The sequence below is a fragment of the Segatella sp. genome (assembly GCF_977051555.1).
Map to the genome: position 1 here is coordinate 1 of NZ_CDRSSE010000059.1, position 20,166 is coordinate 20,166.

The 20,166-nt window shown below is 46.9% G+C and carries 18 protein-coding genes; 7 read left to right on the forward strand and 11 right to left on the reverse strand.

All coding sequences use genetic code 11. The features are described from left to right. A partial coding sequence (locus tag ACWJAO_RS12040) for a transglycosylase domain-containing protein (RefSeq protein ID WP_449140421.1) occupies positions 1–236 on the forward strand: 236 nt, incomplete at its 5' end. Positions 237–297: 61 nt separating this feature from the next. Further along, entirely contained in the window at positions 298–2,853 is a 2,556-nt protein-coding gene (locus ACWJAO_RS12045; RefSeq protein WP_449140422.1) for an ATP-dependent helicase, read from the forward strand. 673 nt (positions 2,854–3,526) lie between these two features. Here ACWJAO_RS12045 and ACWJAO_RS12050 read toward each other — a convergent pair. Genes ACWJAO_RS12050 through ACWJAO_RS12060 form a run of 3 tightly spaced genes read right to left on the reverse strand, consistent with a single transcriptional unit; the run spans position 3,527 to position 6,001 of the window. Further along, positions 3,527–3,673, reverse strand: coding sequence for a hypothetical protein (locus ACWJAO_RS12050; protein ID WP_022120923.1), 147 nt, complete (start codon positions 3,671–3,673; stop codon positions 3,527–3,529). Positions 3,674–3,710: 37 nt separating this feature from the next. Further along, positions 3,711–5,153 (reverse strand): DUF4270 domain-containing protein, encoded by a 1,443-nt coding sequence (locus tag ACWJAO_RS12055; protein ID WP_449140423.1) that lies wholly within the window; start codon positions 5,151–5,153, stop codon positions 3,711–3,713. Positions 5,154–5,188: 35 nt separating this feature from the next. Then, positions 5,189–6,001, reverse strand: coding sequence for a glycogen/starch synthase (locus tag ACWJAO_RS12060; RefSeq protein ID WP_153082020.1), 813 nt, complete (start codon positions 5,999–6,001; stop codon positions 5,189–5,191). Between the two features lie 174 nt (positions 6,002–6,175). Here ACWJAO_RS12060 and panC point away from each other — a divergent pair, with 174 nt between their 5' ends. Next, complete coding sequence (gene panC / locus ACWJAO_RS12065; protein WP_449140433.1) at positions 6,176–7,027, forward strand: pantoate--beta-alanine ligase; 852 nt, start codon at positions 6,176–6,178, stop codon at positions 7,025–7,027. Positions 7,028–7,088: 61 nt separating this feature from the next. After that, positions 7,089–7,433, forward strand: a complete 345-nt coding sequence (panD, locus tag ACWJAO_RS12070) for an aspartate 1-decarboxylase (RefSeq protein WP_117692769.1) — start codon at positions 7,089–7,091, stop codon at positions 7,431–7,433. A 308-nt stretch (positions 7,434–7,741) separates the two neighbouring features. On the opposite strand, the gene ACWJAO_RS12075 is transcribed toward panD, so the two are convergent. The 8 genes from ACWJAO_RS12075 to ACWJAO_RS12110 all read right to left on the reverse strand — a co-directional run bounded on the left by ACWJAO_RS12075 (position 7,742) and on the right by ACWJAO_RS12110 (position 17,808). Further along, entirely contained in the window at positions 7,742–8,581 is an 840-nt protein-coding gene (locus tag ACWJAO_RS12075; protein ID WP_449140424.1) for a PstA family ABC transporter permease, read from the reverse strand. 19 nt (positions 8,582–8,600) lie between these two features. Beyond that, positions 8,601–9,482 carry a phosphate ABC transporter permease subunit PstC gene (gene pstC, locus ACWJAO_RS12080; protein ID WP_449140425.1) on the reverse strand — a complete coding sequence of 294 codons (882 nt, stop codon included), beginning with the start codon at positions 9,480–9,482 and terminating at the stop codon, positions 8,601–8,603. A 178-nt stretch (positions 9,483–9,660) separates the two neighbouring features. After that, positions 9,661–10,386, reverse strand: a complete 726-nt coding sequence (locus ACWJAO_RS12085) for a phosphoadenylyl-sulfate reductase (RefSeq protein WP_449140426.1) — start codon at positions 10,384–10,386, stop codon at positions 9,661–9,663. A gap of 104 nt (positions 10,387–10,490) precedes the next feature. Then, the gene (locus tag ACWJAO_RS12090; protein ID WP_449140434.1) at positions 10,491–10,835 is read right to left on the reverse strand and encodes an elongation factor 1-alpha C-terminal domain-related protein; all 345 of its coding nucleotides are present in this window, start codon (positions 10,833–10,835) and stop codon (positions 10,491–10,493) included. After that, positions 10,829–11,755, reverse strand: coding sequence for a sulfate adenylyltransferase subunit 1 (locus ACWJAO_RS12095; protein WP_449140427.1), 927 nt, complete (start codon positions 11,753–11,755; stop codon positions 10,829–10,831). Before ACWJAO_RS12095 ends, ACWJAO_RS12090 begins: the two co-directional genes overlap by 7 nt. A 167-nt stretch (positions 11,756–11,922) precedes the next feature. Then, a complete protein-coding gene (cysD, locus tag ACWJAO_RS12100) occupies positions 11,923–12,831 on the reverse strand; it encodes a sulfate adenylyltransferase subunit CysD (protein WP_449140435.1) in 909 nt (302 codons plus the stop codon). Positions 12,832–13,024: 193 nt separating this feature from the next. Continuing rightward, positions 13,025–16,480 (reverse strand): AAA family ATPase, encoded by a 3,456-nt coding sequence (locus ACWJAO_RS12105; RefSeq protein WP_449140428.1) that lies wholly within the window; start codon positions 16,478–16,480, stop codon positions 13,025–13,027. Continuing rightward, positions 16,477–17,808 (reverse strand): exonuclease SbcCD subunit D, encoded by a 1,332-nt coding sequence (locus ACWJAO_RS12110; protein ID WP_449140429.1) that lies wholly within the window; start codon positions 17,806–17,808, stop codon positions 16,477–16,479. The genes ACWJAO_RS12105 and ACWJAO_RS12110 overlap by 4 nt, the downstream gene beginning before the upstream one ends. Before the next feature lie 460 nt (positions 17,809–18,268). Here ACWJAO_RS12110 and ACWJAO_RS12115 point away from each other — a divergent pair, with 460 nt between their 5' ends. From ACWJAO_RS12115 to ACWJAO_RS12125, 3 genes are all read left to right on the forward strand, one after another. Beyond that, positions 18,269–18,907 carry an HU family DNA-binding protein gene (locus ACWJAO_RS12115; RefSeq protein ID WP_449140430.1) on the forward strand — a complete coding sequence of 213 codons (639 nt, stop codon included), beginning with the start codon at positions 18,269–18,271 and terminating at the stop codon, positions 18,905–18,907. 77 nt (positions 18,908–18,984) lie between these two features. Then, positions 18,985–19,323, forward strand: a complete 339-nt coding sequence (locus ACWJAO_RS12120) for a nucleotidyltransferase domain-containing protein (protein WP_449140431.1) — start codon at positions 18,985–18,987, stop codon at positions 19,321–19,323. A 17-nt stretch (positions 19,324–19,340) separates the two neighbouring features. Continuing rightward, positions 19,341–19,535, forward strand: a complete 195-nt coding sequence (locus ACWJAO_RS12125) for a hypothetical protein (RefSeq protein ID WP_449140432.1) — start codon at positions 19,341–19,343, stop codon at positions 19,533–19,535. The last annotated feature ends 631 nt before the right edge of the window (positions 19,536–20,166 follow it).

Here is a 20,166-nt window from a genome sequence, read left to right on the forward strand (position 1 = left end):
ATGCGGTTGCAGAATATCATTTCGACAAGAAAGCGAAAGATCTGTTTCGTGGCGAGTGTGCGCTGATAGCAGCCACACTTCCTAATCCGCGCAAATTCAGTTCGCTGCATCCTAGCGCTTATATGAAGAAGCGCCAGCGCCAGATAGAACATCAGATGAGATTTATCCCTACCTTCCCTCGTGAGGGCGAAGACTTCGACCCGGGCACAGCTGTGGGAGGATATAGGGGGAAGTAATGAGTGAGTAGTGATTAGTAATTAGTTATTATTGATTTTTTTTCCGGCTAAATATTGATTAATGGATTTACTGAACGACTTGAACGAAGCGCAGCGTGCTGCGGTAGAATATATTGACGGACCTTCGCTGGTGATAGCCGGTGCAGGTTCGGGTAAGACGCGTGTGCTTACTTATAAGATAGCTTATCTCCTGAGCCAGGGCATGAAACCCTGGAGCATCATGGCGCTCACCTTTACTAACAAGGCGGCAAGAGAGATGCAGGAACGTATCGGAAAACTGGTGGGAAATGATCTCGCCCAGCATCTCTATATGGGTACCTTCCACAGTATCTTCTCCCGAATCCTGAGATCGGAGGCTGAGCATATCGGCTTCAACAACAACTTTACCATTTATGACGAAAGTGACTCGCGCTCGCTGATCAAGGCGATAGTGAAGGAGATGGGGCTGGATGATAAGAAGTATAAGCCTGCTGCCGTTCATGCCAAGATTTCGATGGCGAAGAACAACCTGATGAGTGCTGCGGCTTATGAGAGCGATGCGGCTATCTTCGAGCAGAACAAGCGTGCGCAGATGCCTGAGGTTGGTAAGATTTTCGTGGCTTACGTGCAGCGCTGCAAGCAGGCCAATGCCATGGATTTCGATGATTTGCTGACGCTTACCTATCAGCTCTTCAGGGAACATGAGGATATTCGCCACAAATATGCCGCCCGCTTCGATTATGTCCTGGTGGATGAGTATCAGGATACCAATCACGTTCAGATGTCTATCGTCATGCAACTCTGTCAGGAGAAGCAGCGTGTTTGTGCCGTGGGTGATGACTCGCAGAGTATCTATAGTTTCCGTGGTGCCAATATCGATAATATTCTCAACTATCAGCGCCAGTTTCAGGGAACGCGTCTCTTCAAACTGGAGCAGAACTACCGCTCTACCCAGACCATCGTTGAGGCGGCTAACAGTCTGATCAAGCATAACCGCAACCAGATTCCTAAGGATGTGTTCAGCGAGAATGCGAAGGGTGAGAAGATTCAGTATAAGCCTGCTTACAGCGACAAGGAAGAGGCGGCGATTGTGGCGAAGGACGTGAAGCGTATCCGGCGCGAGGATGGCTGCCAGTATAGTGATTTTGCCATTCTCTACCGTACCAATGCCCAGAGCCGCAGCTTCGAGGAGGAGTTCAGAAAGCAGGGTATTCCTTATCGCATTTATGGCGGACTGAGTTTCTACCAGCGCAAGGAAATTAAGGATATTATTGCTTATTTCCGTCTGGTGGCAAATCCGGATGATGAAGAGGCTATCAAGCGTATCATCAACTATCCGGCTCGTGGAATAGGGGCTACTACGGTGCTGAAGATTGCTGACTGTGCCCATCAGAACCAGGTGAGTTTCTGGGAGGTAATCGGTGCCCCTGAGCGGTATGGACTGGCGGTAAACAAGGGTACGATAAACAAACTGGAAACCTTCAGATTGCTGATTTCTTCGTTTATCGAACGGGCTCAAACTACAGATGTCTATGAATTGGGTGATGCCATCATCAAGGAGAGCGGTATCAGTCAGGATATCATGTCGGGCAAGGATGCCGATGATCTGGCACGTCAGGAGAACCTGGAGGAATTCTTGAGCGGTATGTCGGCTTTTGTGGAGGAACGCCGTGAAGAGGGTAGGTTTGATGAACTCTTCCTGCAGGATTATCTGCAGGATGTGGCGCTGCTTACCGATGCTGACAGCGATGGTGATAAGGATGAACCTCGTGTTTCTCTGATGACGGTGCATGCTGCCAAGGGTCTGGAGTTTCCTACGGTCTTCGTGGTTGGTTTGGAAGAGAATATCTTCCCAAGTCCGCTTTCAGCTGCTTCGCTCAGAGAACTGGAGGAGGAACGGAGATTGCTTTACGTAGCCATTACGCGAGCTGAGAAACATTGTATCCTGACGAACGCCAAGAACCGCTGGCGATATGGCAAGATGGAGTTTGATAATCCGAGTCGGTTTATCGATGAGATTGACGGCAAGTTGATTGATTGCCTGGATGAGGCTGGTGGAAGCTTGTTTGGCTCTATGTCTGAATCAAGGCTTGGTTCAAGGTCTGGTTCGATGTTTGGCTCCAGAGCTGATTCGATGTCTGACCAGCCGGAGTGGGCGAGAGCGCAACGTCCTCGCAGACCGTGGGAGGATGCTGAGCAGCCTAGATACAGTAGCAGGTATCAGAATTCCAAACCGGTAGCATCGCAGTTTGTAGCAGATCCTAAGCCTTCTCTCTTTGATGATGAACCTGAGACTTCACGTACTTCCGGACGCTCATCTCTCTCTGAAGGCAATTTCAGGTCTGTTAGAGCGCTGAATGCAGCTAAGCGTTATATGGAGACGCATTCTTCTCATCCTGCTTCTCGCGGTACTGGATGTTCTGCAGCATCAGTTTCTTCTTCTTCTACAGCTTCATCTGCTGGCAGTTCATCTTGTGGTTTGCAAGAGGGAATGAAGATTGAACATCAGCGTTTTGGACGGGGAACGGTATTGAAGATTGAAGGTACTGGTGAGAATACGAAGGCTACGGTGGAGTTCGTTCATTCTGGCACCAAACAGCTTCTGCTGAAATATGCCAAGTTTACGGTAGTAGATTAAGTTCAGTAGTCTGATGTTTATATTTAAAGGTTTATCCTGTTTTGAAGTTCTCTCTTACAGGTAGAATCTCATAATATTGATAAAGAGTTATAAAAATAGATTGGGCAAGGCCATCTCTGGTCTTGCCCTTTTTGTTTCTATATACTATAAATTGAAAAAGCGTCCCCGCAGTAGCCTCACGGTCACTACGGGGACTTATATTACTAACATCTAACTTTAGCATTTTTGTTTAAACTTAAAAACTAAATTTTTAAGAGAGTGAGAGTAATTTCTCTTTTATCTATAAACATAAACCAAGTATCTCATATATTGCAAGTATCTTGTATCCTGCTAATATCTCATATCCTGCAAATATCTATATCCTGTTTATATCTTGTATTCTTAAATGTAAGTTCTCAGAAAAGCTAAACCCATAGTCCGGTATTTCTACCAATATCTTGATTATTTTTACTTTATTGTTTTTGTCTCTTTAATACTTTAAGTTCACAATGCAAAGATATAAAAAAAATGGGTAAACTCCAAATTAATTTTGCTTTATTTTGTGTTAAATGGCTTTTATTATACTTATACGGCGGCTTTTGGGGGTTATCCGGTGAAAGTAAGAGGGTGTGTCATAAACAATCAAATGTTTAATGATACACCCTCTTTCTCTGGATTCTGAATATTTTCTTGTTTATAACGCTTCGTCTTCAGGACGTGGCATCTGTGTCTGGGGCTTCTGTTTCTTGCCTGACTTCATGAATAGCTTTTTCTTCTTGAGCCATGCAGCCTTGCGTATCTCGTATTCTTCGCGATGACGCTCCAAAAAATTATCTGCCATGTTTCGTTTCCTTTTTACTTTGCGTTATGAATGCTTATTATTTTTCTTTAAACTTACTGTAAATCACCTTTATCTGTATAGGGCTTGTCTCCTTGCCGTTGCTGTCGGTGGTTATTACACCTCTTTTCAGTCGGGTAGAAGCGAGTGACATATCGTGATTAATCTTGGAGATGACGGTAGTATGTCCCTGTGTGGTTGTGATAACGTTTACAGGAACCAGTACTACTTTATTCCAGTTTTCTCCCTTGCCCTTGTTCTTATACATGGCAGAAACCAGGTTGGCGATATTCTGGAATGTATAGGCATTCTTATAAGTACCTGTACTGCTGTAGCTTGTGGTATAAGAAGTACGGCTATCTGCCAACTTGCTCTTTTCGAAGAACGACTGCAAACTGTCTTTCTGCACCATCAGAATGGTGCTTGGTGTAGCAAAGTTGTATGGGTTGTCTTCGTTGTCATTGTTGAGCCGTGGGAAAGAGATGGTAGCTGTGTTGAGCGTATCCTTCTCATGTCCCTTCATGATATCTTCGATAGGGAGGGTAACCTCGGTGAAGATACCTGCCGGTGACTTGAGATAAGTACAGTTCTGCTGATTTTGATTTGCCAACTCCTCCAAGTTCTTGGTATCGTTCTCAATCTTGTTGAGTTGCAATACCTCTTCTGTACCATCGAAACGGTTGGAGACTACTATGATACTATCTTTACCATCTTTTGTCTTGGTTTGGCGTTTATATTGGAAGATGAGCTCTGTATTCCAGATCTTGGCCATGTTACCTGTACCACCTACATTCTTGATATAGAAGCCAGGACAAACATTGTGCAGGAACTTGTAGTTGGTCTTGAAGTACTCTGGATGCTTTGCGTATGTCTGCAGAATGTATGAGCCGTAGTTATTATAAGTCTTACTATCTTTGGTATATGGCTTGTTCAAACTAATCTGGAAGTTCTTTACATCTGATGTGTTGCTCAAGTTGTAATTGCTGCTCCAATGCGGATTGCTTTCGCTTACCCATCCGTTTTTGAATGCATCATAATTAGAGTAATACTCTTGATCTTCTGCCATTGGCTTGGTCATCTCGTAGGCTGTGACCTTCATTGGGGCGATAGTATCACCATAGTTGGCAATATATGAAATCAACAAGTAGCAACCATAAGCTTCAATAGAGTCGTTGTTGGCTTGCTTGATGGCAACTGTATCTACAGAGAAAGTAGGCAGTACGCCCAACTGGGTCATGTAGTCGCCCTTTACATAGTTGCCGGTTTCCGGGTCTTTCATCTTTCCGATGAGCCCCGTGTTGTTGCGGCTCAATACGGAATCTGCTACCATAGACTTTGTAGCTACAGGAAATACTGCGCTAGTGATGTTGATGTTGTCAATATCGTTAGTGATGCTACCACCGATTCCCTCGGTGGTGTCATCACATGCAGCGAAAGTAAGCGCTGCTATTACTAATACTGTTAAGAGTCTTAAAATTTTCATTATCCTTGTATGTATGTGTCTCTGTTGTTGGAATGTTATTCTGCGTCAGGACAAACCTTGTTGATGAAGTCTGCGTATGGCTCCTGGATATCTTCTCCCGGATAAGCCAATACAGGCTTGTTCTTCTCCTTCGCATAATCAACGAGAATCTGGTTAGCTTCTTCTTCACCTTCTACCACACCGTCGCTGTAGTCGATGGCGAGTTTGCCGAGCTCAATGAAGTCGAAGTCGTCCTGATAGCTGTCAAGCAGTTCAGACTTTGCATCACGGAAGGCAACGCAACGTTTGAAGTTGGTACCCAGTTCACCCTTGAGTTCGTTGGTATAGAGAGCGGTAATCACCTTTGATTCTGCAAATGAAGGCTCTTCGCTGTAGGCTGTCTTTACATAGAAAGGTACTACTGCGCTAGCCCAACCCTGGCAGACGATTACGTCAGGCTGCCAGCGGAGCTTCTTCACGGTCTCCAATACACCACGTGCGAAGAAGATAGCTCTTTCTCCGTTATCGGCATATTCCTTTCCGTTTTCATCGGTGCCCATCTGGCGGCTCTTGAAATAGTCGTCATTATCGATGAAATAAATCTGCTGTCGTGTTGTTGGTATAGATGCAACCTTGATGATCAGCGGATGATCTGTATCATCTATGATAAGGTTCATACCAGACAGGCGAATGACCTCGTGCAATTGTCCGCGACGCTCGTTGATGGTGCCCCACTTAGGCATGAAGGTGCGGATCTCAAAACCTGCTTCCTGCATCTTCTGAGGCAGTTCGCGTCCCATGATTGACATGTGAGACTCGGCTACGTATGGGTCGATCTCCTGATTGATAAATAATACTTTTTTTGCCATAAAATTTAAATTTTATTCTTACGAATTACGTGCAAAGGTACAAAAAAAACTTCAAATAGGGGCATTTTTTCTCCGAAATTCATTATTTTCGGCAATAATTCGCATATTTTTAGGTTTTTTCTTTCTCATTTGAGAAAAAAGTTGTTATTTTGCACCCGAAAACAGATTATGACGATGAAAGTATTCAATAAGATTGTTGACCTCCAGAACGAACTCTTCATGTGTCGTAAGGAGGGAAAGGAAATCGGCCTTGTGCCAACTATGGGTGCGCTGCATGAGGGTCACGCCTCTCTTGTTAAGCGCAGTGTGAAGGAAAATGGCGTGACTGTGGTTTCTGTGTTCCTGAATCCTACACAGTTTAATGATCAGGGTGACTTGGATCGCTATCCTCGTACGCTCGATGCTGACTGCAAGCTCTTGGAGGCTTGTGGTGCTGACTATGTGTTTGCACCATCGGTGAAGGAGGTGTATCCTACACCGGATACCCGCCACTTCGAGTTTCCACCTGTTTCTACCGTGATGGAGGGTGCCAAGCGTCCGGGTCATTTCAATGGTGTATGTCAGGTGGTGAGCCGTCTTTTCTATATCGTTCGACCAACCCGTGCTTATTTCGGTGAGAAGGATTGGCAGCAGATTGCTGTCATCAAGCAGCTCGTGAAGTATATCAACAGCGATGTGCAGATTGTAGAGTGTCCTATTGTCCGTGATGAGGATGGTTTGGCTAAGAGCAGCCGTAATACTTTGCTGGCTCCTGATGAGCGTGCCATTGCGCCAAACATCTACAAGGCTCTGAAGGAGAGTGTGGAGTATGCCAAGACTCATACCGTACAGGAAACTCATGATAAGGTGGTTGCCGACATTAATGCCGTAGAGGGTCTGGAGGTAGAGTATTTCCAGATTGTGGATGGCGATAGCCTGCAGGATGTTTCTTCATGGGAGGATAGTGCCTACGTGGTAGGTTGCATCACCGTTTATTGCGGCAAGACTCCTATCCGTCTCATCGACCATATCAAGTATAAGGGATAAATTCCTCTATAGATATTCTTTATTAAGTTTAATCCGTAACAGATCAAGTAATAACAGAACAATGCAGATAGAAGTATTGAAGAGTAAGCTCCATTGTGTGACCGTAACTGAGGCTAACCTGAATTATATGGGCAGCATCACCATCGATGAGGACTTGATGGACGCTGCTAATCTGATAGCAGGCGAGAAGGTTCAGATTGTAGATAACAACAATGGCGAGCGCTTGGAGACCTATATTATCAAGGGTGAGCGTGGCAGCGGTTGCATCTGCCTGAATGGTGCTGCAGCGCGCAAGGTGCAGGTGGGCGATACCGTTATCATCATCGCTTATGCCCTGATGGACTTTGAGGAGGCAAAGACCTTCAAGCCAACCGTGGTTTTCCCAAAAGAGGGAAATAAGGTATAGAGTTCTATTCAATGGAAAATGAAACAAGGTGTGTCTGAAGCGGAATTCCCGTTTTTGGCACACCTTCTTTTTGAGGTCCCACAGATTTCACATTAATGTCCCACCGGTTTCATAATTTATGTCCCACAGATTTCACAGATTTACACAGATTTTTGATCTCTTCAAAGACCGAATAGGTCTCCAAATCTGTGTAAATCTGTGAAATCTGTGGGACATAAAAACTGAAGCAGAAGAATAATCTGTGGGACATAAAAATATTCAGTGAGAAGAAAAATTTGCGTGCTCTTTATAATCTGCGTGCGTAAATATTAGATTTTATTCTTTGAGAAATGACTCATGATGAAACGACCTCCGAAGCTCAATATCAATACGATGATGGTGAGTACCACGGCTGCAGCATAGGCTCTGTTCTGCACATCCTCCTGGGGCGCACTTAGCTGGAAGAACACACTCAATGGGAGGGTAGCTGCCTGCTGGTTCAGTCCATGAGGGATATGATCGGAGAATCCTGCCGTAAACATCACTCCGGCACAATCGCCGATGGCTCTACCGATACTTAATAAGGTAGCGGTGGCGATGGCTGGGGCAATCTGTCTCAGTACCACCCCGATGGTTTCTATCCTCGTGGCTCCCAGACTGTAGGAGGAATCGAGTATCTCCTGCGGAATCGTCTTCGCTACTTCGTCCATCGAACGGATGAGTATCGGAACGATGAGCAGGGTGGTGACGAGAATTCCTCCGCCCAGCGATGCCCTGATGCCCAGCCATACCATCACCGTGAAGGCAAAGGAACCATATACGATGCTCGGAATTCCGAAGAGGGTATCATAAGCCAGTCGGGCGATATATCCGAATTTTGAGTTGGGCTTGAGATATACATTCATATAGAACACCACGGGCAGCGAGATAAGCAGACCGAGCAAGGTAGAGCCGCCCACGATATAAAGGCTGCCCACGATGGCATTGAGGAATCCGCCCTTGCCGCCCAGATAGAAGCCACCGCTAGGCAATTGGCTCACCATCTCCCAGGAGAGCACAGGCAGTCCTCGTTTGAAGATAGTCCAGAGAACGCTCAGTACGAAGAAGGCAACAATGCCTATCGATAGGAGCATCAGGAATTTCACGATTCTTTCTTCGATGTATTTCATAAGCCTTTTTTTACCTTTTTTACTCTTTTACCTTTAAAAGCACGATTCTCGAGCCGAGATTCAAAATTACTACTACGAAAAACAGCAGGAAGGCGGCAAACATCAGGGCGCTGTCGTAAAGCGGAACTGAGAGCATTTCACCATAGTTATTGGCGATGAGCGCCGGTATCGGGTAGCAGGCATCAAGTACGCTGCCCGGAACGATGGCGAGGTTGCCGCAGACCATCAGCACGGCTATCGTTTCACCTAGTGTTCGGCTTAGCGCCAAGACGATGGCTGCAATCATTCCCGGTCGTGCTTTTCTCAGCACCACATGCTTGATGGTTTGCCATTGCGTGGCGCCCAGCGAGAGCGAAGCTTCTCTCAAATCTGTTGATATGTTATCGAATATCTCCATAAACAGGCTTACCAGAAGCGGGATGATCATCACGCTCAATACGATGCCACCCGCCAGAACCGTATATCCCGAAGAAAACTCCACGAAGAGGGGAGCTACGTGTTTCGAAACCCAAGGCACGATGAGCAGGCTCCCCCATACGCCATAGATGACGGAAGGCAATCCGGCAAGAATATCAAGCAGCGGATATACGTATTTCCGGATGCTGCGGTGGGCGTATTCCGTGAGATAGATGGCCATGAGCAGGGAGATGGGGAGGGCGATGAGGATGGCGAGTGCCGTACACCAGAAGGTGCCGGCGAGGAAAGGCAGAAATCCGAACTTGCCTTCCATCGGTCGCCAGTTGCTCTCCGTGAGGAGTTCCCACAGATTGTACTGACTCAGTATCGGCTCCGACTTGATAAACAGTCCCACCGCCATGATGATTACCAGGAATATGGAGGCGATGGTCAAGAGAAACATCACCTGTCCTGCTATCTTATCCTTTGCTATTCTATAATCCATACTCGTATTTTATTATGTGGGGGATTTGCAATCCGCTTTATCCAAGCAGACTTACGCCCAATCCCAGCAGCAGGAAAGCTGCTGCCTCCAATATATTAATGATCAAATTCTTCATGCTCATTCCCTTCCTAAAACATTTGAATTTTTCACTCTTCACTCTTCGTTCTTCACTTACCTCCTAGCTTCTCTGATGCAATCCGCACTCTCGATGTTCCGGCGATTCCCACCACCATCTTCCGGCTCGGATATCCTCGCCTGGCTGGATGGCTCTTGTACAAGGTTGGCAACCGATGCTCGGATATCCCTTGTCCTGCAGCTTGTTATAAGGCACATGGTGCTTCTTTACATACTGCTCCACATCCTCTTCGCTCCAGTTGATGAGCGGGTTCACCTTGATCAGGTTATGGATGTCGTCCCATTCCACCACCTGCATATCCTTTCGTGTCACGCTCTGCTGCTTTCTCAATCCGCAGATCCATACATCCAGTCCCTGCATCGCCCGCTTCAGCGGTTCCAGTTTTCTAACCTGGCAACAGCGGTGTCGGCTCTCTATCGAATTATAGAAGAGGTTGATGCCCTCTTCCTTCACCATCTGCTGCACCGCCTCGTAGTTAGGGAAGAATATTTCCAGGGCGATGCCGTAGGTCATGTTGGTCTTGTCGATCAACTGGTAGGTCTCCGGAAAGAGACGACCTGTATCGAGTGTGAAGATGCGGGCAGACTTATCTTTCTTCACGATGATGTCGGTAAGCGTCTGGTCCTCGATGCTGAGGGAAGAAGAAAGAGCGATGCGCCCTTTGAATGCCTGAAGGAAATAACCGACAATATCCTCGGCAGGCGCATCGCTGAATTTCTTATTGAGTTCCGGAACCAAATCCTTTATATTACTTTGAACTTTGACCATTGAACTTTATGATTACCCTATATTACTTTGAACATTGAGCTTTGAACTTTATGATTACCCTATATTACTTTGAACATTTAACATTCAACATTTAACATTCAACATTACTTAATAAGTCCCGCTCCTACGGTTTCATTTGTATCCGGGTCGATGAAGATCAAACTACCCGTTACTTTATTCTCCGTGTATTTATCGAACACCAATGGGTTGGCGGTGTGGATGGTGATTTCGGCGATATCGTTCATCTTCAATTCCGATACACCCTCTTCCTTCTCCAACGTGTTGATATTTCGGCGATAGTTGATGCTGCGAATCAACCCCTGAGTCTCGAAGGTTGCCTGACGGATGATATATTTGTTTCTTACGGCAGCAGGACGCTCGTTGAACCAGCAAACATCCAGCGTGATGTCCTGTTCGATGCTAGGCTGCTTCTCATCTGCCTTTACGATGGTGTGCCACGCGAAATGTCGATGTCATCGTTCAGCGTCAGGGTAACGCTCATTGGGGCATACGCCTCTTCCAGATGATCCTCTACGAAGTCGATGCTCTTCACGGTGCTCTCCGTGCCCGATGGCAACACTCTAATCTTATCGCCCGGACGGATGATGCCGCCACTTACTCTGCCCGCATAACCACGGTAGTCTGGGAACTGGCTGCTGATAGGACGAATCACGTACTGTACTGGGAAACGGAAGAAATCGCTCACCGTCTTATGACCCACTGGAACCGTCTCCAGATAGTTCAGCAGAGTAGGTCCCTCATACCAAGGAGTCTTATCGCTCTTGTTCACCACGTTGTCGCCATCTTTGGCACTAATCGGGATAAACACCACGTTCTTGATATCCAGCGCCTCCGACATTTTCTTATAGTCGGCAACAATCTTGTCGTATACATCTTTACTGAAATCAACCAGGTCCATCTTGTTGATAGCCACCAGGATATGTGGTATGCCGAGCAGCGAAGAAATATAGCTGTGGCGTACGGTCTGCTCCAATACGCCATGACGTGCATCAATCAGAATGATGCTCAAATCGGCAGTACTGGCACCCGTCACCATGTTGCGGGTATACTGAATATGTCCCGGAGTATCGGCGATAATAAACTTGCGTTTCGGTGTAGCGAAATAGCGGTAAGCCACATCGATGGTGATGCCCTGTTCACGCTCAGCACGGAGACCATCCGTGAGCAGAGCCAGGTTCACTTCTTCATTACCGCGGCTCTTGCTAGCAGCCTCCACCGCCTCCAACTGGTCTTCGAAAATCGACTTGCTGTCATAAAGCAATCTTCCTATCAAAGTACTCTTTCCATCGTCCACGCTGCCCGCAGTAGAGAAGCGGAGCAGCTCCATATCTAAATAACCTCTATCCATGCTTTTTTTTAATGTTAAGTGTTAAGTGTTAAATGTTAAATGGGCTAGCGCCCTCACCTTCACCTTGATTTTAATGTTAAGTGTTAAATGTTAAGTGTTAAGTTGTTGCTGTATATGAGTGCTATGCTAATTTAACATTTAACACTTAACATTTAACATTAAATCTCTTAGAAGTATCCCGCCTTCTTGCGGTCTTCCATTGCCGTTTCGCTTCGCTTGTCATCGGCTCTTCCTCCACGTTCAGTAACGCGGGTAGAAGCAATCTCGTCGATGATATCCGCTACGGTTGTCGCCTTCGATTCCGTGAGTCCGGTGCAGGTAATGTCACCGATGGTGCGGCAGCGAACCAGCTTCTTTACCACTTCCTCTGTAGGCTTGCGCTTGATGCAAGGCAGGGCTGCGAGCCATTGCCCGTCGCGGTTGAATACCTCTCTTTCGTGGGTGAAGTAGAGCGATGGCATCGGGATGTTCTCCAGGAAGATATACTGCCATACATCCATCTCGGTCCAGTTGGAGATAGGGAACACACGGAAGTGCTCGCCCATGTTCTTTCTGCCGTTGAAGATGTTCCAGAGCTCAGGGCGCTGGTTCTTCGGGTTCCATTGTCCGAATTCGTCACGATGACTGAAGAAGCGTTCCTTGGCACGTGCCTTCTCCTCATCTCTTCGGGCACCACCGATGGCTGCATCGAATTTATTTTCCTCCAGGGTGTCGAGCAGGGTAGTGGTCTGCAGTTTGTTGCGGGATGCATAATAACCTGTTTTCTCCTTCACTCTTCCCTTGTCGATGCTTTCCTGCACGCTACCTACGATGAGTTCGGCTCCGAGTTTCTTAGCCAGCTCATCACGATACTGGATGGTTTCCTCGAAGTTATGTCCCGTGTCGATATGGAGCAGCGGGAATGGAATCTTCGCAGGATAGAAAGCCTTGTAGGCAAGATATGTAATCACGATAGAATCCTTGCCACCCGAAAAGAGGATGACCGGACGCTCGAACTGGGCAGCTACTTCGCGGAGTACGTAGATAGATTCTGCCTCCAATTCCTTGAGATGTTTGATAGTCTTATTGTCCATAATCTATGTCTTTTTTTATTGTTATTTTCTGGGTGCAAAGGTACTGCGATTTCCCCACGTGGGCAATACCACATGGGGTGTAAAAAGACTACCATACAGGGAGTAAAGAACATACCATACATTTGGTATAAGGCTGCCAAACGTATGGTATGTATGATGGATATGGATGTGTGTCCTATATATAATTAAGGTGTAATTACGGATAAATCTCGATATGGCTGCTGCCGGAGTTGCCATTCTTGATAATCCTGATCTGGGTGGTGATGCGCTCGCTCATCGTGTCGGTATGACTGATGACGCCCACCTTTTTGCCTTGCGAACTTTGCAGCATGGCGAGGGAGTCGATGACGGTGGCGAGGGTATCGGGGTCGAGGGTTCCGAAGCCTTCGTCGATGAACAGGTTCTCGAAGGAGATGTTGCGGGAAGACAATGCCGACAAACCCAGGGCGAGACCGAGACTCACGATGAAGGTTTCGCCACCGGATAGGGAGGTGGTGTCTCGGATATCATCGGCTCGGTCGTGGTCGATGACTCGGATGCCCAGGGAATGCTTTACCTGCTGCAGTTCGTAACGGCTGTTGAACTTTCTGATTTCCTGGTTGGCGTGCGCTATCAGGAAACTGAGCGTATAGCATTGGGCTATCTTGCGCAGCGTCTTTCCGTCTGCTCCGATGGCATCCGTGATGGCTGTCCAGTCGTCCTTTTCCTGCGTTACGAGCTTCAGAGCCTCAGCCTTGTTACCCAATAGCTTTACGGCTTCCTGGTGGTTCTGCATCCTGGCGTTGGCAGCAATCAGTTCGTTGCGCTGGCTTCTCTCCTGATACTCCTGCTGAATGGCTAAGAGAGCATCCCGTTCCTTGGCAGGTTGATGTTCCAAGTGCTGCTGATGCGCCTTTTCTGCGCTCTGGTAAAGGGCGGTAGTTGAAGCCACGGCTTTCTCCTTTTCGTCCTTTTCCCGACGGATGGCATTCCAGTCTTCGGCAGAGTGAAGCATCTCTCGGATGGTATTTCGGTCGATAAGTCTTGGTTCGATACTTCTTTCCTCGATGCCTTCCTCTTCGGAGTCTTTACCTTCGATGCTCTTTTCCTCAAGCTGCTTGTTATATTCCTCAATCCAAAGGTCGAGTTCAGTTTCCTTCGTCTGCAGATTCTCTTTCATCGTCTTGTTCTGAGACAGCATGGTTTGATGCGAACCTTTACTGTTGGCGAGTTCAGCCTTCAGTTTGTTGATATTTTCGTTCTGGTTATCTGCTGCTTTCGTAGCCTCATCCTTTGCTGCAGTCAGTCTTTGTTCAGCCGCATCAGGCTCTTCACCATTCAGAATCTGCTTGTATTGCTCCTGCCATTCCTCCATTTCCTTCCTGGCGCTATTCCATGTCTGAAGGGCTTTCTCGTAAGCCTCCTCCTTACTCTTTTGCTGTGAGATGAGGTTGGTGGTAAGTGCCTTCTGTTCAGCTAGTTTTGTAGCGCAGCTTGAAGTGTTTTCCTGGACTTCATTCAGTATCGTTGAAGCTTTACCTTCATACGCCGCTTCATCCTTTACAGCCTTGTCCTTGAGTTGGGTCAGCCGTTCTATCTCTTTCTGAATCTTGTTAAACAGGCTCAGTTTGCTGCTCGCATCTTTCGCCTTGTCTTCATAGATAGGCAAGAGTGATTTCAGTTCTGCCTCAGCCTTCGGAATCTTTGGATACTGAGCGATGAGCGCCTTCCAATCCTCTTCGTAAGTTGCGATTTCTCCCGACAGTTTTTCCTGTTGTTTCTGGAGCGTCTGTACTTCGCCGTCGTTCTGTTTTCTTTCGCCGGAAAGGTCCTTTTCCTCTTTCTGCTGCAATTTCAGCAGTTCCTCCTTGGCTTTCAGAAGTTGCGAGAGTTCCGTGGTGGCTTCCTCAAACTGCCTGTTGTCGGTATGGTAAGGATGGGTCGTGCTGCCGCAAAGCGGACAAGGCTTGCCTTCGGTCAGGTTGGCACGATGAATCTCCCATTTCTCACTCACCATCAGGGTATAGGCATTTCTTAGCGTTTGGGTCTCCTGGTTCAGCGCCTCAATGGTCAACTTGCCCAGCGCTTCATCTATCTCTGCGTTTCTCTTGCCCAAGACCAGAATCCGCTCCTCATTCTTCTTTTTCTCTGCTGTGGATGCGTCGAGATGAGCCACAACCTTGATGGCTTGCTGGACATCTTGCAGTTTCCTGTCGGCTACAGTCTTGCTGTTCTGCAGTTCCTCTATATTCTGTCCGGCAGTCTTGCTTTTTTCAGTCTCCCAAGCCTGTTCTGCGGCTTGTGTCGCTTCCCGAAGAATTTGTTTCTGCTTGTCTATCTCTTCCTTAGTCGTTTTGAGGGCAAGGTTCGCTTTCTCCGTTTCGGTTTCCCATTTCTTGATGTTTCGGGCGTTTTCCTCCACGTCTTTCCGGGCAGTTTGATTCTCTTTCTGTGCCGACTCCAATGCCTCTTTCTTTTCTTTCAGATTCGGCATAGCCGCTTCCATTTTGGTTTTCAGCGCCCTTGCTTCTGCGATAACCGGCAACGCCTTTTCTAGCTGTTCCTGTGCCTTGCTGACTGCTTCCTTCAGACAGGTGAGTGTTTTCTCGCTTTCGGCGATGGCAGACTCTTGGCTTTTGATATTTCCTTCCGCTTTCAGAATGTTTTCTTCCTGTTCGTGGATGCTTTGCGTCTGTCGCTCTACTTCCTGCAGCAGGTTGACGGCTGGCTGTACTTCATCGTGCAACTGAAGACGGAGAATCTGGGCTTGCATCTCTTTGATGGCATTTGCTGCTTGCTCCGTATTCTCTTGACAGATAGCGATTTGCTTAACTTGCTTGTCGTTTTCCTCAAACCATTGCAGGTCTTTCGAAATGGCTTGCAACTGGCTGTTGATTTCCTTCTCAGCCTTTTCCAGACGGGCGATTTCCTCCTGCAGTTGGGCGAGTTCTTCATCGTTCAGCAGGTTCTGTTTTACGGCTTCCACCGATGCTGCCATCTGGTTGTAGGCATCCGTCGCTTGGTCTTTCGCCTTCTTGATTTCAGTAGCTATGTTCGTATAAGTTTCCTCGCATCCGATGAGTTTCTCCAGGAGTTCGTACCGCTCGTTTTCCTTTGCCGTCAGGAAGTTGGCAAACGAGCCTTGAGCGATGAGCACGGTACGGAGAAACTGGTCGTAATCGAGTCCGATGATGTTCGGCAGCTCGTTCCAGTCGGCAGTTTCTTCTGTCGTTTCTTCTCCTTTTCTCGTGATTTTATAGAGCACCGTCTTGGCGTTCTCGTAGCGCACTCTCTGGAATCTGACGTGCCATTCTGCGCGGTAGATGCTGCCGTTGTTGGCAAGGAAGGTGAGCTTGCTGTAGCCCTCTTTCTTGCCACGTGTCAGGATGTTTCGGCTGTCGGTAGGAGCCAGACGGTTACTTTCGCTCGCATCAGCAGCTCCGAAAATCTCGATGCTCTGGTTCTTGTCGCCTTTCTTTCGAGGGTAGCGAGGGGCGCGGTTGTAGAGGGCAAGGCAGATGGCGTCGAGAAGGGTAGACTTGCCACTTCCCGTCGGACCTACGATGCTGAAGATGGTGCTCTCGCCTAAGGCACCTTCCTCAAAGTTGATGACCTCGCCTCCCTGTTTGTCAAGCGAAGCGAGGTTGAGTATTTCGAGTTGTAGGAATTTCATAATGATGATGTCGTTAATAAATCGGATAACATTTTCTCCTGTCTTTCGTTCATCGGAGCGTTGTGCCTGATGGCGAAGGCTTCCTTCAGCGTGTCGAGCGGAGGACGGTTGATGATGTCTTCTATGCTGGTGATGTGCTGGGAACCTTGGATGGTGGAGAGGTCCAGCTGCGGGATGATGCGCTGGATTTTGCAGAGCACGGCATCCTTTTCGTTGACGAGTTTCTCCAGTTCCTTGATGTCATCGCTGGTCAGTTTCTCCTGCTTCACCTTCAGCATCACGTAGTCGAAATGGTCGCTCAGTTCGCCGTCTGTTCTCTCTGAGAGTTCTGAATTGATGATCTTCTGCCATTTCTTGAAGGTCAGCTCTTCCTCGTTTTCGGGCAGGATGCGGAGGGAATGCTGAGGCTTGTATTCCAGGAAATCTACTTTCCATTCCTTACTCTTGCCGGTTTCCTTTCCTTCATCCTCTTCTCCGTGTTCCTCCTTTCCTTCCTCGTCACATCCGATAGTGATGAGGTCGATGCCGTGGGTATAGTCTTTCTCGGCAAACGACATCGGGAGGATACTTCCCGTATATCTTGCCCAGTCGGTATTCCAGATATGTTGCCGTTTGTGGATGTGTCCGCAAGTCATATAGTCGGGATGATCGTTCCATCCTTCCAGGTCCACTTCCTCCTGTCCGCCGATGATAATCTTCTCGCTCGCATCCTTCTTGGCGATATCCGAACCTTTGGCGTACATGTGTGCCATCATGATGCACTTCCTGTCCGGGTATTTCTTTCGAGCCTCAGCCGTCAGTTCTCTCAGAAAGTCGTTGACACCCTGCGAGTAACTGGCGTTCTGCACCACATCGCTCCTAAGGAAAGGAACGGCTAGGATGATGACTTCTTCTCCTTCCTCGTTGGTTACGGGGATGATGAGGTCATCGAAGGAATAGAGCCAATGTCCGCCGGTTTTATCCTCGTCCTCGCTTTCTCCCTGCTGCCAGATTTTCCTTACGTTTCCTCTTATTTCCACGTGGTATCGGGTGAGCAGCGGACGGGGAGCTTCCAATCGGCTGGCGGAATCGTGATTGCCTGCCGTGATGATGACCTGCATGTTGGGGCACAGTTGGGTTGCATCGGCAAGAAACTCGTAATAAACGGTCTGTGCCGCTGCCGATGGATTTCCGTTATCAAAGATGTCTCCTGCGATGAGGAGAGCATCGGGCTTTTGTTCAGCGATCTGTTCCAGGAGCCATTTCAGGAAATGCTTGTGTTCAGGCAGCCGGTCGTTGCCGTGAAACAGGTTACCCAGATGCCAGTCGCTGGTTGCTAATATCTTCATACTCATAAGGATGTCTAATCTTAGTCTTTTTCTTTGTCTTTGGTTTGCAATCCTTTAGCCTTTGGTTTACAATCCTTTAGCCTTTGGCTTGCAATCTGACTACAAAGTTAACACAATTATTTGGGATAAGCAAGGAAATAGGCTCAAAAAACGAAGAATTATGGCTGGAAAAGTGAAGATATTTAGGAAAAGTCTTGTTTTATATCTGATAAAGTTGTATCTTTGCATGGTAGAAATCTTCGTTCATAAACATTGAATGTCCGTTCAGTGTTTATGAACCTCCGTTCAAAGACTTTGAATGTCGGTTCAATGTCTATGAACGGAGATTTCTCCTAGGATTAAATACTTTTCTTCCTAGGTTTGTGGTCTTTTCTTCTTAAGTATGATCATAAATGCTGTAGGATGCAAAGGCTGCTGCAATAAGAAATACTGATAAACTAAAATAAGAAAGGAAACTGATATGGCTAAGTACAAATTGCAGGAAATGGGGGATATGCGCTATGATGGCAAGCGCAGAGTTTATCCCAAGATGGTGACCAACCGGACTCTATCCCGTAAAGAGTTCGTCAAGATGATGCAGAATTACCATCGCGGTATTTCGGAAAGTACCACGGAGGCTGTATTGACCGATGTGGTTGATATGCTGACAGACATGCTCTCCATGGGTTACAACGTGAATCTAGAAGGTTTCGGCACCTTCTCCCTCTCCCTCGCTTTCGAGGATGAGAAGCCTAGGGAAATTCAGGCAGAAGATGATAAGATGACGTATCGCAAGGTGGGTGTGAAAGACATCAACTTCAAGGCGTCTCCTGAGTTTGTCAAGGAGGTGAAACGTGAAACCGATCGTGACCTGGAGCGTGATATGGGTGGTGTAAAGGTGATCCGTAAGCAGCTGTATTCCAAGGAAGAACGCATCGCCCGTGCTCAGGAGGTGATAGAGAAGAACGGCGTCCTCACCCTAGGCGATTATGCCTCCATCAACAACCTGAGCCGTACTGCCGCCTCAATGGAACTGAAGGAACTGACCGGTGACAAGACTTCGCCGATAGATTCACTAGGAAGAGGCAGCCACAAGGTTTGGGTAAAGAGAAAAGAATAAATGCAAATATCTCTCAGAATATTTGTTAGTTTCAATTCTTTTTCGTATTTTTGCGGTGTAATTAAAATGGTAGTGTTATGACAACAGTAACAAGGGAACATCTTGAAGATGAGGTACTCAAGTCGATTCAGAAGAAAGCGGAGTCGATTATGCCGAAAGATGCCAAGGTTATCCTTTTCGGGTCAAGGGCTAGAAGGGATGCTAAAGCAGATTCCGACTGGGACATCCTTGTGCTTCTGAACAAGGATAAGATAGATGAGCAGGATCATGATAATTACACCTATCCTCTTTGGGAATTGGGATGGCAAATCAATCAGATGATTCACCCGATAGTGTATTCGATGAAGGATTGGCAGACCAAAAAGGGCAGTCCTTTTTATAATAATGTAGAAGAGGAAGGGGTAATGCTATGCTAGATAAAAAGGATAATGGTATGCCAACAGATAGTCGCTATTTTGCGCAAAAAGCAATAGATGCCGCAGATGAATTGTGGGATAAGGGCTTGATAGATGAAAATACTATTGAGCAATGGAAGCATGAGCATATGAGAACGCCTTATTCAGAACAAATGGGTAATGTCAAGAACTTCGAAACATTGGAGGATATGATGAACTATCTGGAGGCTTAGACATGTGTATAAGATGCCTGCTTTGGAAGTAAAACATCAACGATTTTATTGGGATTTGCAAGAAACTTTCCGATTTTCTTGCAAATCCCAATTCTTTTTATTACTTTTGCAGTTGTCTTGCTGTGGATGGCTGGCGATGAGTCGCCGGCTACGTAAAAATCCATGGCTTGGCCTATTTTAAATTGAAAGACGTGTACTGACGTTTTCTTCTGATCTATTGGAACCTCGGAAATTTCAAAAAGGGATTCAGATGAAGACAGTGGTAGGCGGCTACTCATCGTGTATATACGCGAGGCATAGGTGTGCCCTTTCCATTCGTATGGAGAGGGTGTGTCCTATGCTATCAATATATGCAAGTTTGGTGTAGGGTCTATTACTTCTTATCTTTGTTCCCAAGGTCATCCGAGGACCACAATAGGCAAGGATAAAGTAATATGATTCCTACGCCTTTCTTTTTATCATAGCCATTGCAAACACGAACAATCTTCTCTGCTTAGGGAATCAGTGGAGCATATTTATAGGGCTAGGAGACACCGATATGGCAAAGAAAATAGATTTGGAAGCTTTGCGCCAGCAGATAAATGAGCTTCAGATTGATAAAGATTTGAAGCACGACTTGTTGGCTACTATC

Coding starts and splice junctions, on each gene's coding strand:
- ACWJAO_RS12115 (WP_449140430.1), top strand. CDS start 18,269: ATGGCTAAGTACAAATTGCAGGAAATGGGGGATATGCGCTATGATGGC.
- ACWJAO_RS12110 (WP_449140429.1), bottom strand. CDS start 17,808: ATGAAGATATTAGCAACCAGCGACTGGCATCTGGGTAACCTGTTTCAC.
- ACWJAO_RS12095 (WP_449140427.1), bottom strand. CDS start 11,755: ATGGATAGAGGTTATTTAGATATGGAGCTGCTCCGCTTCTCTACTGCG.
- ACWJAO_RS12050 (WP_022120923.1), bottom strand. CDS start 3,673: ATGGCAGATAATTTTTTGGAGCGTCATCGCGAAGAATACGAGATACGC.
- ACWJAO_RS12045 (WP_449140422.1), top strand. CDS start 298: ATGGATTTACTGAACGACTTGAACGAAGCGCAGCGTGCTGCGGTAGAA.
- ACWJAO_RS12075 (WP_449140424.1), bottom strand. CDS start 8,581: ATGAAATACATCGAAGAAAGAATCGTGAAATTCCTGATGCTCCTATCG.
- ACWJAO_RS12120 (WP_449140431.1), top strand. CDS start 18,985: ATGACAACAGTAACAAGGGAACATCTTGAAGATGAGGTACTCAAGTCG.
- ACWJAO_RS12055 (WP_449140423.1), bottom strand. CDS start 5,153: ATGAAAATTTTAAGACTCTTAACAGTATTAGTAATAGCAGCGCTTACT.
- ACWJAO_RS12125 (WP_449140432.1), top strand. CDS start 19,341: ATGCCAACAGATAGTCGCTATTTTGCGCAAAAAGCAATAGATGCCGCA.
- ACWJAO_RS12105 (WP_449140428.1), bottom strand. CDS start 16,480: ATGAAATTCCTACAACTCGAAATACTCAACCTCGCTTCGCTTGACAAA.
- ACWJAO_RS12085 (WP_449140426.1), bottom strand. CDS start 10,386: ATGGTCAAAGTTCAAAGTAATATAAAGGATTTGGTTCCGGAACTCAAT.
- panD (WP_117692769.1), top strand. CDS start 7,089: ATGCAGATAGAAGTATTGAAGAGTAAGCTCCATTGTGTGACCGTAACT.
- ACWJAO_RS12060 (WP_153082020.1), bottom strand. CDS start 6,001: ATGGCAAAAAAAGTATTATTTATCAATCAGGAGATCGACCCATACGTA.
- panC (WP_449140433.1), top strand. CDS start 6,176: ATGAAAGTATTCAATAAGATTGTTGACCTCCAGAACGAACTCTTCATG.
- pstC (WP_449140425.1), bottom strand. CDS start 9,482: ATGGATTATAGAATAGCAAAGGATAAGATAGCAGGACAGGTGATGTTT.